7 protein-coding genes are annotated in these 15,057 nt (G+C 41.9%); all 7 read right to left on the minus strand.

All coding sequences use genetic code 11. The features are described 5' to 3' along the window. Positions 1–2: 2 nt before the first annotated feature. The 7 genes from mdtC to ppk1 all read right to left on the minus strand — a co-directional run bounded on the left by mdtC (position 3) and on the right by ppk1 (position 15,008). A complete protein-coding gene (mdtC, locus tag SC428_RS00605; protein ID WP_318705488.1) occupies positions 3–3,089 on the minus strand; it encodes a multidrug efflux RND transporter permease subunit MdtC in 3,087 nt (1,028 codons plus the stop codon). Beyond that, positions 3,089–6,211 (minus strand): MdtB/MuxB family multidrug efflux RND transporter permease subunit, encoded by a 3,123-nt coding sequence (locus SC428_RS00610; RefSeq protein WP_140182715.1) that lies wholly within the window; start codon positions 6,209–6,211, stop codon positions 3,089–3,091. Before SC428_RS00610 ends, mdtC begins: the two co-directional genes overlap by 1 nt. Continuing rightward, positions 6,211–7,431 carry an MdtA/MuxA family multidrug efflux RND transporter periplasmic adaptor subunit gene (locus SC428_RS00615; protein WP_070928384.1) on the minus strand — a complete coding sequence of 407 codons (1,221 nt, stop codon included), beginning with the start codon at positions 7,429–7,431 and terminating at the stop codon, positions 6,211–6,213. Before SC428_RS00615 ends, SC428_RS00610 begins: the two co-directional genes overlap by 1 nt. Positions 7,432–7,707: 276 nt before the next feature. Then, entirely contained in the window at positions 7,708–9,063 is a 1,356-nt protein-coding gene (locus tag SC428_RS00620; protein WP_070928382.1) for an MFS transporter, read from the minus strand. A gap of 591 nt (positions 9,064–9,654) precedes the next feature. Next, positions 9,655–11,115, minus strand: a complete 1,461-nt coding sequence (gene mgtE, locus SC428_RS00625) for a magnesium transporter (protein WP_070928380.1) — start codon at positions 11,113–11,115, stop codon at positions 9,655–9,657. A gap of 290 nt (positions 11,116–11,405) precedes the next feature. Then, positions 11,406–12,935 (minus strand): exopolyphosphatase, encoded by a 1,530-nt coding sequence (gene ppx / locus SC428_RS00630; RefSeq protein ID WP_283125208.1) that lies wholly within the window; start codon positions 12,933–12,935, stop codon positions 11,406–11,408. A 3-nt stretch (positions 12,936–12,938) separates the two neighbouring features. After that, positions 12,939–15,008 (minus strand): polyphosphate kinase 1, encoded by a 2,070-nt coding sequence (ppk1, locus tag SC428_RS00635; protein WP_140182719.1) that lies wholly within the window; start codon positions 15,006–15,008, stop codon positions 12,939–12,941. Positions 15,009–15,057 lie beyond the last annotated feature (49 nt).

Here is a 15,057-nt window from a genome sequence, read left to right on the forward strand (position 1 = left end):
ATTTACGCCTTGGCGTGCTTAGGATCACGCTGTTGTTTCGAAAAACGCTGTCTGAGTTGATCAAAACACAAATAAACTACAGGTGTAGTAAATAACGTTAATAATTGGCTCATCACTAACCCACCAACAATAGTGATACCAAGAGGTTGACGTAACTCAGCACCATCTCCACTGCCTAAAGCAAGAGGAAGAGCACCAAAAATCGCCGCCAATGTTGTCATTAAAATCGGCCTAAAACGTAACATACTGGCGCGGAAGATAGCTTCGCGTGCGGTTAAACCTTGGTTACGCTGTGCATGGATAGCGAAATCTACCATGATGATGGCGTTTTTCTTGACGATACCAATTAACAGCATGATCCCAATAAGCGCAATCAAACTGAACGGTGTATTAAACAATTCTAAGGCGAGTAATGCACCGACGCCAGCAGAAGGTAAAGTGGATAAAATGGTCAGTGGATGAATATAGCTTTCATAAAGGATACCCAGTACCAAATACACGGTGATGATTGCAGCAAAAATTAGGAATAGCTGTGATTTTAATGTGTCTTGGAACACTTGGGCGGTACCTGCAAATGACCCGCGAATATTGGAGGGGACACCTAGCGCAGTCATGGTTTTCTCGATAGCGGACATCGCTTGATCAAGGGTGTAACCTTCTGCTAAGTTGAAAGCAATGGTTGATGAAGCGGATAAACCTTGATGGTTAACACTTAATGGCGCATTGGCAGGCTGCCAACGGGCAAAGTAAGATAGTGGAATAGCCTCACCAGTCTTGTTGATAACAAACATTTTATCCAAAGCGCTGACATCTTGTGTATATTCAGGCGCAACTTCCATCACGACTTTATATTGGTTCATCGCCTCATAGATAGTTGAAATTTGGCGCTGGCCAAACGCATTATTGAGCAAATCATTCGCCTCACGTACGTCTATGCCCAGCTGTGCCATCAAATCTCTGTCATAGGTGATCGCCATCTCAGCGCCTTTATCTTCTTTATCTGAGTTCACATCAGTCACTTGTGGCAGATCGGCAATGGCTTTACGTATAGCAGGCTCCCATTCACGTAGCGTATTTAGTTCATCAGCAAGCAGAGAGTACTGGTAGCTGGCATTGGATTGTCGACCTCCTACTCGAATATCTTGTACTGGCATCATAAATAGGTTAGCGCCGGGTTCTTTGGCTAATTTAATACGCAATCGGTTAATGACTGCATTCGCACTTTCTTTGCGTTCATCCAAAGGCTTTAATGAAATAAACATTGAACCACTATTGACGCGGCTACCACCTGTAAAACCTGTCACGCTATCAACCGCAGGATCTGCATTTACCTCTTGCATAAAACGGGTCATCTTTTCTTTCATTGCTTGAAATGAAATGCTTTGATCCGCACGAACAAAACCCAGTAAACGACCTGTATCTTGTTCAGGGAAGAACGTTTTTGGGATCGCGATATATAGATAGATATTTAAACCAATAGTCGCGAATAAGATCGCTAACACACTTCGTTTATGCGATAACACCCAATTTAATATGAGACCATAGCTTTGTTGTGCGCGTAATAAGCAACGCGCTGTAATACCTTGTTTATCGGTCTTTTTGATATCACGTTTTTTTAGCAAATAGGCACACATCATTGGTGTGAGTGTTAACGAAATAATTAGCGAGATACTAATTGCTGTGGCTAGGGTGATGGCAAACTCGCGGAACAAGCGGCCAACTAACCCCTCCATTAATAGTAATGGGATAAATACAGCCACTAAAGAAACACTCATGGAAACGACGGTAAAGCCAACTTCACTGACGCCTCTGACTGCGGCAATAAATGGCCGACTACCATTTTCGATATGCCGTGAAATGTTCTCTAGGACTACGATGGCATCATCAACCACAAATCCAGTGGCAACGGTCAGAGCCATGAGTGATAAGTTATTGAGGCTGAAGCCACACAGGTACATAGCCGTAAATGTGCCAATCAATGAGACAGGAACGGCAATGGCGGGTATTAATGTTGCTCGACCTGAACGCAAAAACAGTAAAACGACTAAGATCACCAACGCGATAGCAATGATTAATGCGCGTTCAACTTCGACTAACGATGCACGAATGGTTGGGGTTCTATCTTGAGCAACTTTTAAATCAATTGCCGCGGGGATCATATCTTGAAATTCAGGTAACTCAGCACGAATACGATTGACGGTTTCAATAATATTTGCACCAGCCTCTCGGCGGATCACTATCAAAATAGCGGGTTCACCGCCAGACATACCTGCGGTACGGACATCTTGTACCGAGTCTTTAACATTGGCTACATCGCTTAATTTAACAGCATTGCCGTTTTGATAGTGAACAATAATAGGACGGTAATCGGCCGCTTTTTTCAGTTCATCATTGGTTTGCACCTGCCAACGTTTATCATCATCATTGATGTATCCTTGAGGCTGACGCACGTTAGCACTATTAATGGCAGAACGAACTTTATCAAGGGAAACGCCTTGATTAAATAGGGCGGTAGGGTTGAGTTCGACCCGCACGGCAGGTAATGAACCACCACCAACAGACACTTCACTGACACCTTCGATTTGTGCAATACGCTGTGATAAACGTGTTGAGGCAATATCATAAATTTCACCGGTACTCATGGTTTTTGAGGTTAAGGTTAAAATCATGATGGGGGCATCGGAAGGGTTTGATTTGTAGTAACGAGGCTTACTTTGCATACCGCTAGGTAGCAAACTTTGGGCTGCGTTGATAGCAGCCTGTACTTCACGGGCTGCATTATTAATATCTTTATCAAGGTTGAATTCAAGGGTGATTGTGGTGCGCCCTAGAGAGCTACTGGAGGTCATTTCACTGATCCCTGCGATGCTACCTAATGAGCGCTCAAGAGGAGTTGCAACTGAAGAAGCCATCGTTTCAGGTGATGCGCCGGATAGTGACGCTGTCACGTTTATCACAGGGTAATCAACCTGTGGCAATGGTGCCACAGGTAAGAACATAAAACTGAGTGCACCACATAGCGAGATAGCAACACTAATTAAGGTTGTGGCAACGGGACGACTGATAAATAAGGCGAAAAAGCGCTTCATTATGACACCTGTTGCTTACGGTTTTGTCGGTGAGCCTTGATATTACTTGCTAAGCTATCAAATAACAGGTAAATCACTGGGGTGGTAAACAAAGTGAGTATTTGGCTCATGATCAACCCGCCAACCATACAAATCCCTAATGGTTGGCGCAGCTCGGCACCGACCCCTGAGCTTAACATTAAGGGTAATGCACCTAATAAAGCGGCCATAGTGGTCATTAAAATAGGTCGGAAACGGAGTAAACAAGCTTGATAAATTGCTTCTCGCGGTGACATACCTTGTTCGCGTTCAGCTGCTAATGCGAAGTCAATCATCATAATCGCATTCTTTTTCACTATCCCTATCAGCAAAATAATACCAATGACAGCGATCACGTCTAGCTCACTACCTGCCATCATTAAAGCTAATAGCGCACCAACACCCGCTGTAGGTAGGGTTGAGAGGATAGTAATTGGATGAATAAAACTCTCATATAAAATACCTAGTACAATATACATGGCGACAATTGCAGCGGCGATCAGCCAAACCGTACTGCTCAATGCAGCCTCAAATGCTAAAGTTGCCCCTTGGAATTGAGTGGTAATCGATCTTGGCATTTCAATTTGTGTTTCGGCATTTTTGACTGCATTGACCGCTGATTCTAAGGATGCCCCGTCTGCTAGGTTAAAAGAGAAGGTTGCCGCTGGGAATTGGTCAAGATGGTTGATTGCTAGCGGCCCATAACCTTCTTGGATATTGACTAAAGTACTTAAAGGCACGATTGCACCATCCGTACCCTTGAGGCGAACGTCATTTAAGGCGTCTATACCATTACGAGTTTGGGTATTGTGCTCAATAATGACGCGATATTGATTCGATTGGGTGTAAATAGTCGAGATCATGCGCTGGCCAAATGCATTATATAATGCATTATCAATGGCTGACATCGAGATACCGAAGCGGCTCGCAGTGTCTCTATCAACATTGACATAAGCCACTAAGCCTTGGTCTTGCCAATCGCTGCTGACATCAACCAGCTCAGGCTGTTTGTTCAATTCAGTTAATAGTTTTGGTACCCACAGACTCAATTCTTCTAGAGAGCCTGCTTGCAGTGTAAATTGGTATTGCGTTCGTGCTAATTGGGTATCAATCGTCAGATCTTGCATGGGTTGTAAATACAGTGTGACACCCGATACGCTATCTGCTATTTCTTGTAAGCGAGGGATAATCGTACTTACACGGTCAGGGCGCTCATCTAGCGGTTTTAAGGTAATTTGGATGCGCCCATTATTAAGGGTTGGATTAGTACCATCGATTCCAACATAGGTAGTAATATTATCGACCGCAGGATCAGAGAGTAATTTCTCAGCCACTTCTTGCTGTTTTTGCGACATTGCCGAGAAAGAGATGGATTGACGGCTTTCAATCGTACCTTGAATAATGCCATTGTCTTGTAATGGAAAGAAACCTTTAGGGATCCACAGGTATAGTAATACAGTTAAAACAAGGGTACCGATAGCAACCGAAAGTGTTAACCAACGGTGATTGAGGACACGTTTTAACCAAATGGCATACCATGCAATCATACCATCAAAGAAGCGCTCACAAGCTAGCTCAAAACGATTGTGTTTATGCTCTGATTCAGGTTTCAGTAAACGAGCGCACATCATGGGCGTGAGCGTTAATGAAACGACAGCTGAAATGAGAATAGCCACCGCAAGGGTGATTGCAAATTCTCTAAATAACCGCCCAACAATGTCCCCCATGAACAATAACGGTATCAATACAGCAACTAATGAGAAGGTCAGTGAAATAATCGTAAAGCCAATTTCTCCCGCACCTTTTAATGCTGCAACAATCGGTTTATCGCCTTGCTCAAGGTAACGGGAGATATTTTCAATAACGACAATAGCGTCATCGACCACAAAACCCGTCGCAATAGTGAGAGCCATTAAGGTTAGGTTATTAACGGAAAAACCGCAAAAATACATCACGGCAAACGTACCAACCAGAGAAAGTGGCACGGCAATACCGGGGATCAACGTTGCTATTCCATTACGTAGGAATAGATAAATCACCATCACAACTAATGCGATAGCGAGCATTAGTTCAAATTGAACATCACTAACAGATGCACGAATGGTGCTAGTTCTATCCGTTAAAATCTTAACATCAACTGACTTTGGTAACGTCTCAATCAATTCAGGGAGTAAATTACGAATAGTATCGGTTGTTTCAATAACATTAGCGCCAGGTTGACGCTGAACATTAATGACAATCGCTTGCTGTGTATTTGCCCACGCCCCTAAATAAGCGTTCTCAGCCGCTTGCTGGATGGTTGCAATATCACCGAGCCGTACCGGTGCGCCATTTTGATAGGCGACAATTAGGTGGCGATAATCATCCAAAGATTTCATTTGGTCATTCGCGGAAAGCGTTACAGCACGTGTTGGGCCATCAAAGCTACCTTTAGCCGAATTGACGTTTGCGTTATTAATTGCGGTACGAATAGTTTCGCTGTCTAATCCTTTTGCTGCCATAGCTTGAGGATTTAAACTCACCCGTACAGCAGGGCGCTGGCCGCCAGCGAGGGTAACAAGACCAACACCATTCACTTGCGAAATTTTTTGCGCGATGCGATTTTCAATCATGTCTTGCACTTGTGTCAGCGGTATTGCATCAGAGGTGACGGCAAGTGTTAAGACAGGGGGATCCGCTGGGTTAACTTTATTATAAATCGGTGGGTACGGTAAGTCAGAAGGTAATAAACTCGAAGCCGAGTTAATCGCAGCTTGTACTTCTTGTTCTGCAACCTCTAATGGCAATGTCAGTTGAAACATTAATGTGATCACGGAAGCACCGCCAGAGCTTTGTGACGACATCTGTTTTAAACCAGACATTTGGCCAAATTGTGTTTCTAATGGAGCCGTCACGGCTGATGTCATGACTTCTGGGCTGGCGCCAGGGTAGAGTGTGATGACTTGAATGGTTGGGTAATCAACTTCAGGTAACGCGGAAACGGGTAGAAAACGATAGCCAATGATCCCAGCTAATAGGATCGCCACCATAAATAACGTTGTCGCAACAGGACGTAAAATAAATAAGCGAGAAGGGCCGCCACCTTTTTGGATCCCCGGTTGCATTAGGCTTTCTCCGCGCTATTTTTCTGAGGCTCAACGGGTTTAGTGACGTTGTCACTATTAACCACTTCAACGCTTGTTCCATCAGTTAAACGGTCGACACCATCAGTAATGACTTTAGTATCAGCTGCAAGGCCGCTTTCAATGACGACTTGCTTACTGTCTTGCATACCGACGGTGACAGATTGCTTACTAACACGGTTATCGTCACTCAAAACCCAAACATAATGGCCTTCATTACCCATTTGCAGTGCTGCTGTGGGGATCACAACCGCATTTTGCAGAGTCTCTATCTGCATTTTAATATTAACGAATTGGTTAGGAAATAAGCTCTGGGCATCATTAGTGAAGCGAGCTTTCATTTTTAATGTTCCTGTTGCTGCATCAATTTGGTTATCAGTGCTTAACAGATAACCTTCACTGATCATCGCAATATTATTTCTATCCCACGCTTCGACGATGACAGGCTGGCCTGATGACTGTGCTTTTTGTATCGCAGGGATATCACCTTCAGGGAGCGCAAATAGCACATCAGCAGGTTGAGTTTGGGTGATCACGACAATGGGGGTGGTTGTACCTGCTGAAATAAAATTACCTACATCAACTTGTTTTAAGCCTACGCGGCCTGAAATAGGGGCGGTGATTTTACTATAAGTCAGTTGCAACTTAGCGCTATCTACAGCAGCTTGATCGGCTTTAATGCTGCCTTCAGATTGCAGAACCAAAGATTTTTGGTTATCAAGCTCTTGTTGCGAAATCACTTTAGTGCCTGCTAATTTTTGGTAACGATTGAGATCTAAGCGTGCATTCGCCAAAGTTGCTTTATCTTTCGCTAGTTGTCCTTCTGCCTGTGCGAGTTGCACTTCAAAAGGACGTGGATCAATTTCAGCCAATAAATCGCCAGCTTTGACTTGCTGGCCTTCAACAAAATGCAAGGACATTAACTGTCCTTCCACTCTGCTAGTGACGGTGACCATATTGGCGGCTTGTACGGTCCCTAAGCCTGATAAGTAACGTGGTACGATTTTTTCTTGTGCATTAGCGAATTGAACTGGAGCAAGAACACGGTTTGGACGAGCCGATGGTTTACTATTGGCTTTATTTGGCGTGGTATTGGCTTGATTGTGCTGAGAGTAAAAATACCACCCAGCGCCAGCAGCAATAATCACGGCAATGAAAATGGCAGAACGGGTTAGTGTGGTATGGCGTTTTTGTTTATTCATTTAAATTTTCGCTTAGCTCAACGTCGAGTAAAAAAAATCATCACATTTTGATGGCTATATAACAGCATAGAATATCGGCTATATAGTTAAAAATTAGTCATTTGCGGTATGTTAATAGTTTAGCGTGGGGGTTACACGTAAAAATGAAGGAAATATGAAAAAAACGTCAACTAATGTGCAGAAAAGACAGAATACTAGGGAAAAATTGTATAACGAAACCCGCAGCAATTAATCACTACGGGTTTATACCTGTTTATACTAAAGAATTATAGCAAATTAACGTGTTGTGCTAGCTTTTAGGCTGTTGACAGCCGCGTTATCTTGCGTTGAATTTACTGTCCAACCCTTCCATGCCAATGGAATAAATGCAACCGCAACGGCTAATAAAGATACACCAGCGACATAATAAGCAGGGGCCATATGTGATTGTTGTAACCATGCACCCGTTAAAATTGGTGTTAAACCGCCAAAGATCGCATAAGCCACATTATAAGCAAATGATAAACCTGAATAACGGATTTCCGGTGGGAAGGTGCGAGTACTAATTATTGGTGTAGTCGCAATGGCACCGACGAAAAAGCCCATTAACCCATAATTAAAAGTCAATGTAGCGGCAGCGATATCCGTTGACAATGTTGAGTAAAAATACAGTGCGGTTACGGCTAGCCCGCCCCATGACAATGTCATCGAAACGCGAGTTCCCATTTTATCGCCTAACCAACCCCAGAAAATACAGCCTAAAGTTAAGGTTAATGTTGCAGCACAGTTAGCTTGTAAAGCGACATTGCGATCAATGTTATAAATACCTTTGAGAACAACATCAGGTGTCATCAAAATAGTGACAACAATCGCTGTTGAAAGAGACCAAGTCAGTGCCGCAGTGATTAAACAAGCTTGTTTGTGTGACTTGATGACTGTTTTAACGGGGAGCTCTTGCGCTAAGGCTTTTTTCGCTGCAAGCTCTTTAAATATTGGTGTTTCTTCTAAAAAACGGCGTAAGTAAACAGAAATAAAGCCAAAAATACCACCAAGTATGAATGGAATACGCCATGCAAAATCATGAACTTCTGCTGTGGTATAACTACGCTCAATAATAATTGCAACGATAGAGCCTAACAAAATACCACCCGTAATGCCTGAGGTTAGGGTACCTACACCGAGACCATAACGCTGTTTTGGTGTATGTTCGGCAATAAATACCCAAGCACCAGGCATTTCACCACCAATAGCCGCACCTTGCATGATCCTCATTAACAGTAACAATAATGGGGCTGCGGCACCAATAGTGGCATAGGTAGGTAAAAAACCGATGACAAAAGTTGGGAAAGCCATTAAGAAAATACTGAGTGTAAACATTTTCTTGCGACCAATTTTATCACCAAAGTGAGCCATAATAATGCCGCCAAGAGGGCGAGCTAAGTAACCCGCAGCAAACAATCCAAGTGTTGCCATTAGCGCCAAAAATTCATTATCTCCCGGGAAAAATAGCTGAGAAATAATTTTTGCGTAAAATACAAAAATGACAAAATCATAAAATTCAAGAGTTCCACCTAAAGATGACAACCCTAATGTTTTATAATCTTCTTTCCTCAATGGCCTTGCCGAGGGCTGGCTGGTTGTTTGCGATGTCATAAGATGATCCTTTTTAAATACCGAACATATTTTTTATTTTTCATTTCGGAATTACAGCTAAATTTACTGTGTTACGACAGTAAATAATATTAGGTGTGCAGATAAGAGGTATAAAACGTTGGATGGAGGAACCTAGTTAATACGCTGTATTCTTAATGCATACCTAATTTATAGCAGAAAATTCCATATTCTGTAAACCTCAACTCTTAAAACAAGATTAATATTCCAGTTGTATTGCTTTGTGTAATTATATTATCTGGAGAGTAAAACAATAACATTATATGATGTTAATAAATGATTTTTTGCAGAAGATCGTATATTTTTTAGAAAATATTAAAGGGAAAAATATATTTTATTAATTTAATTTTGCTGGTTAATGCATCAACAAAGTAACAAAATATTAATTTTATTATTTTTTGATTAATATATTTAGTTCATAAACTAAGGATTAAGCATATTAATAATATTAAATTAGCCCTATTGGTCGTTGATATGAAAGAGGCTGTGGCTAGATCATGGGGAAAAAGAAGAGAATTTTGCAATATTAGAAGGCATACTCAGCCAATTGTTGCTGAGTATGCCAAATAGTGATTAAACCAAAAATAGCGTTGCAAGACCTAAGAAGATAAAGAAACCGCCTGTATCAGTGATTGCGGTGATCATAACGCTAGAGCCAATCGCTGGGTCTTTACCACATTTAAGCATGATAAGTGGGATCAGAACACCCATAATTGCTGCCATTAGTAAGTTTAAGATCATGGCTAATGTCATTACAGCACCCATGGCAATATCGCCGTAGAGGAAGTAGGTGACAATACCCATTATGCCTCCCCAAACGACCCCGTTGATAAAGGCCACCCCAAGCTCTCTTAGCATGAGAAAAGAGAAGCTGCCGGTTTGGATTTGGTGCAATGCAATCGCACGGACGATCATGGTGATGGTTTGGTTTCCTGTGTTACCACCAATACCCGCAACGATAGGCATGAGTGTTGCTAGAGCAACTAATTGGGAAATAGTGTCTTCAAACACCCCAATGACACGTGATGCGACGAAAGCCGTACACAGGTTAATAGCGAGCCATGTCCAACGAGTTTTAACTGCTTGCCCAACAGGTGCAAACACGTCTTCCTCAGGGCTCAACCCCCCCATTCGACGGATACTGTTGTCATTTTCTTCGTTTAAGTTATCAACGATATCTTCAACGGTTAAACGACCCATCAATAAGCCGTTACTATCAACAACAGCTGCTGAAATTAAGTCATAACGTTCGAAGGCACTTGCCGCATCTTCTCCTTTTTCATCAGGCAGGAAGGTGACAGTATCTGTTTTCATGACATCGGCAACAATGCGTTCAGGTGACTGGGTTAAAATTGTAGTGAGAGGCAATTCACCTTGTAGAAAATTTTTGTTATCAACAACAAAAATTTTATCGGTAGCTTCAGGGATTTTGCCGCGTTGGCGTAAGTAACGTTGAACCGTTTTTAGCGTGACATTAGGGCGGACAGTAACGAATTCAAAATCCATCATCTGACCGACACTGTCTTTTGCATATTGCAGAACTTCACGAATACGGCTGCGTAAACTAGGATCTAAATAGGTCAGTAACCTACGCATAGTATCTTGGGGTAAATGCTCTGCAATATACGCTTGTTCATCGACATGCAAATTAGCAACAGCGCGGAGTAATTCACGGTCAGACATATCCTTGATCAGGCTATCCCAGACAGCAACTGAAGCTTCAACCAGCACTTCACCACGTTCACTGTTATCGACTAAACGCCATAAAGCAAGACGTTCATCATACGGTAACATTTCTAAGATGTCGGCGATATCAGCTGCGTGTAAATCAATCAATAACTCTTTGACTGTATTGATTTTTTCACTAAGTGCTTTATCACTCAGACTAACGTGTTGGTCGTGTTCGACAAGGGTTTGGACGAACTCTTCGTCATCCATGAATAGCGTCAGGATCTGCTGGCGGATATACGCCAGTTTTTGAGAATGCGGATTTACTGTTGGTGCCGCATCAATTGAGAAAGCAGGTTGTGACATTTTAATCCTTAAAGCAATGACGGGTACGGTAAGTACCATTTTGCGAAGAAACCACACTATTTTGCCATTGATTGGTGATTAACCCAAATAAATATCAACAATCAAGACAAAGTACTGTGCTCGTCATACTCCAAGTTGCAGCGCTGCTGACTGCGTTCACTTGCATTAGTTACATCGTTTCTGATGATGCTAGCAATTGGTTCGCTTGTCGTCTAGCTGCCCTTGAATTATTTTGAGTATCTAAAACTGACTAAATACGTATATTGGTTACCAAATTATGAGTACCCTAGCTAGTTTGGCTCTTCACGAATATCTAATTTCCAACCGGGGACATCTTCCCAATAAGCACTCTCTTTTTCGAGATCGAGTTGCATCAGGGTGTTTTGAGATAAATATTGTGCCGGAAGGTATAATGTCCAGTGACCTTCATCGGTTTCTAAACGTAGTGATGAAGGTGTGGTTGTTGATTGTCGCTGATTATTTAACAAAATTGAGAGCCGTAGAATTTGGATCAACGGCATAAATTGTTTTCTTTTATACAAATTAAATTTAGGGATATCATCAAATTTGATCACTCGACGATGATTACGTACTAAAGTAGCCAGCAACAGTTGTTGCTCCTGATTGAAACCGGGTAAATTGGTATTTTGCAAGATGTAAGCAGAATGACGATGTAAGCCACTTTGATTAATATGTAACCCCACTTCATGTAGCATTACCGCCCAAATCAAAATAGATTCAAGTTGTGGGTTAACTAACTTAGGGTTTTGCTGCCCCCACTGGTGATAGAGCTCTTCCATCGTTTTCAGAACCCGCTTTGCTTGCTCTCTATCGATATTATAGTGCTCAGCAAGACTCAGTGCTGTTCGCTGGCGGATATCTTGATGGCGGAAACGACCTTCCATTTCATATAAAACGCCTTCACGTAATGCACCATCAGAAAGACGTAACTCTTTGATATTGAGAGAATCAAAAACAGCACATAAAATAGCCAAACCAGGAACAAATACTTGCTTACGTTCAGTCGACAAACCAGGAATATCAACAGCAGAAAACGTTTTATATTTCAGCGCCATTTGTTTGATTTTTTCGAGTCGCTCACGGGTAATGATGCCATCACGCTCTCCCATTTCAACAATCACGGCATGCGCTGCTTTGATAGTACCGGACGCGCCCATTGCTACATCCCAGTGCAAATGTTTAAATTTTGTGGCGGTTTGTTCTAGTTTTAAACAGGCTGTAAGATAGGCTCGATTGAAATTTTCTGTATTAATCGTTTCATTGGGGAAGTAGTTACGTGCGAAGCTAACACAACCCATACGGCGGCTATCGATCAGTAAAGGCTCAAATTTTTCACCAATTACCAATTCCGTGGAGCCTCCACCAATATCGATCACCAGTTTACGGCCTTTTTCTGGCTGAGTATGTTCGACCCCCATAAAGATCAAACGTGCTTCTTCTTGGCCTGAAATGATTTCGATTGGGTAAGGAATGATTTTTTTTGCGCGTTTTAAAAATTCTTCCACATTGGTTGCAACCCGTAATGAGTGGGTGCCAACGATGCAGACGTTTTCTTCGGTGAAGCCTTGTAGACGTTCAGCGAATAGGGCAAGGCAAGCTAAGCCGCGCTCCATTGCTTCTTCGCTTAATTCGTTACTATCACTTAAACCATCTGCGAGGTGAACACGTTGTTTTAAACGCGTTAAGACTTGCAGTGCACCGTTTACGATACGGGCAATAACCATATGAAAGCTATTAGAGCCAAGGTCGATAGCCGCAATTTCTTGAGGTCGAGGCGTTGATGTATGAGTTAATGGCATAGATTAGGACCTTGTCTCAGGCGTTTCCAGTGATTTTAAATAGTCATAAACAGCGAGCTGTGCCCGAATTTTACGTTTATTGCCGCGGGGAACATAATGATTGCTGAGATCTTTGTCAACATAACGCGCTTTTACCGTATCGTTAAATTGTAACTCTAGAATATCTAAAACCCGTTGTTTTAGACGGTTGTCAACCAAGCGAACGGCAACTTCAATTCGATAATCAATATTGCGGGTCATCCAATCAGCTGAAGAAATAAACACTTTGTCATCACCCGCGTTAGTAAACACATAAACACGATCATGTTCTAAAAAGCGATCAACGATACTCGTGACTTGAATGTTTTCACTGTAGCCAGGTTGGCCTGCAACTAATGAACACATACCACGAATAAGTAAACGAATTTTTACTCCTGCATTAGAAGCATCATATAATTTATCAGTGAGCTCTTTATCAACAAGATTGTTTATTTTTAAAGTAATACCACTTGGTAAACCGGCTTGCGCATTCGCAATTTCTTGGTCTATTAGTTCGTTGAGTCGAAGACGCGTGTTTTGTGGTGAAACCATTAAGTTTTCAAAGGTAACAGGTCGGTAAGGGTTTTCAATAAAACTGAATACGCGGCGCACTTCATTGGTGATTTGTTCGTTCGCTGTCAGTAATGAGTAATCCGTATATAGACGTGCTGTTTTTTCGTTAAAGTTACCTGTACCGATATGTGCGTAACGGACTATTTGTCCTTCTTCCATACGAGAAATAATAAATAGCTTAGCGTGGATTTTTAGGCCGGGGGCAGAAAAAATCACGTGTACGCCGGCTTCGGTTAGCCGCTTAGCCCAATGAATATTAGCTTCTTCATCAAAACGCGCTTGTAACTCCACGACGACCGTGACTTTTTTACCATTATGCGCGGCATGAATCACTGAATCGATAATCCGCGAGTCTTTAGCGACACGATAAATATTAATTTTGATTGATAAAACATTTGGGTCAAAAGACGCTTGCCTTAGTAATTCTAAGGTGTGCTCAAAAGTGTAATATGGATAATATAGCAATACGTCACGTTCACGGATCGCATCAAAACCATTGCGGAAATTGTCAAACCAACGGTGACGTAAGCGAGGCAATGGTTTATTTAATAGGTTTTTATTTCCTTCATTAGGGAAATTAATAAAATCTTTAAAGTTATGGTAGCGTCCACCGGCAATTACCGAGTCATCATTGGATAACCCCAGTTTTTCTCGCAGTACTGCAACCATCTCATCAGGCATATCACGTTGATAAACAAAGCGAACTGGCTCCGCCGTTAAACGTTGTTTCAGTGTTGATGACATGATTTCAAGTAAGCTTGACTCCATTTCTGTGGCGATATCGTATTCCGCATCACGGGTCATTTTCATGGAATAAGCGTTTAATTCATCGTAATCAAAGAAGCCTTTGAAGATTTCATCAAGGGTATAACGCAAAATATTATCAATCAGAACCATCGATTTGCGGCGCTTTGGCATTTCAGGTGGCAAATTAACAAAACGTGGCACTTTATCTGAAGGGATTTCTAATAATGCATATTGCACATTGCCACTATTGATTATCTCAACAGCCAGATAGGTGTAGTCATCTTTTAAAAATTCAACCAAATTGGTATCTGGATTGATTAGGATAGGCGTAATATGCTGACGCAAATGTTGGCGAAAATATTGGCGTAACCAAATTTGTTGGCGTGGTGATATCTGACGCTCATTTATTAAAAATATTTGGTTACGTGCCATTTCTAACAGCAAGTCATTATACAGAATATCGAATTCTTGCTCTTGTTTAGCAACTTTGTTTTGAATACGTTTTAACAAGTGGCGAGAGCCGCTCGCTGAACCGCGTTCTTCATTGATTAAAATACGCCGTTTTACATCGGCAAAACGCACTTTATAGAATTCATCTAGGTTATTAGAGTAAATGCCCAAAAAACGCATACGTTCAATAAGAGGATTTCGCTTATCCGCTGCTTCTTGTAGAACTCGTTCGTTAAAAGCCAGCCAGCTTAACTCTTTTTCGTGGTATAGACGTTCTTGGGACATCGTTACTCCATTGTGTGCGGATAGATCAATTTAAGTATAAGTACTCTAC

The sequence above is a fragment of the Providencia sp. 2023EL-00965 genome (genome assembly GCF_033550225.1).
In the GTDB taxonomy this organism is placed as follows: Bacteria; Pseudomonadota; Gammaproteobacteria; order Enterobacterales; family Enterobacteriaceae; genus Providencia; species Providencia manganoxydans.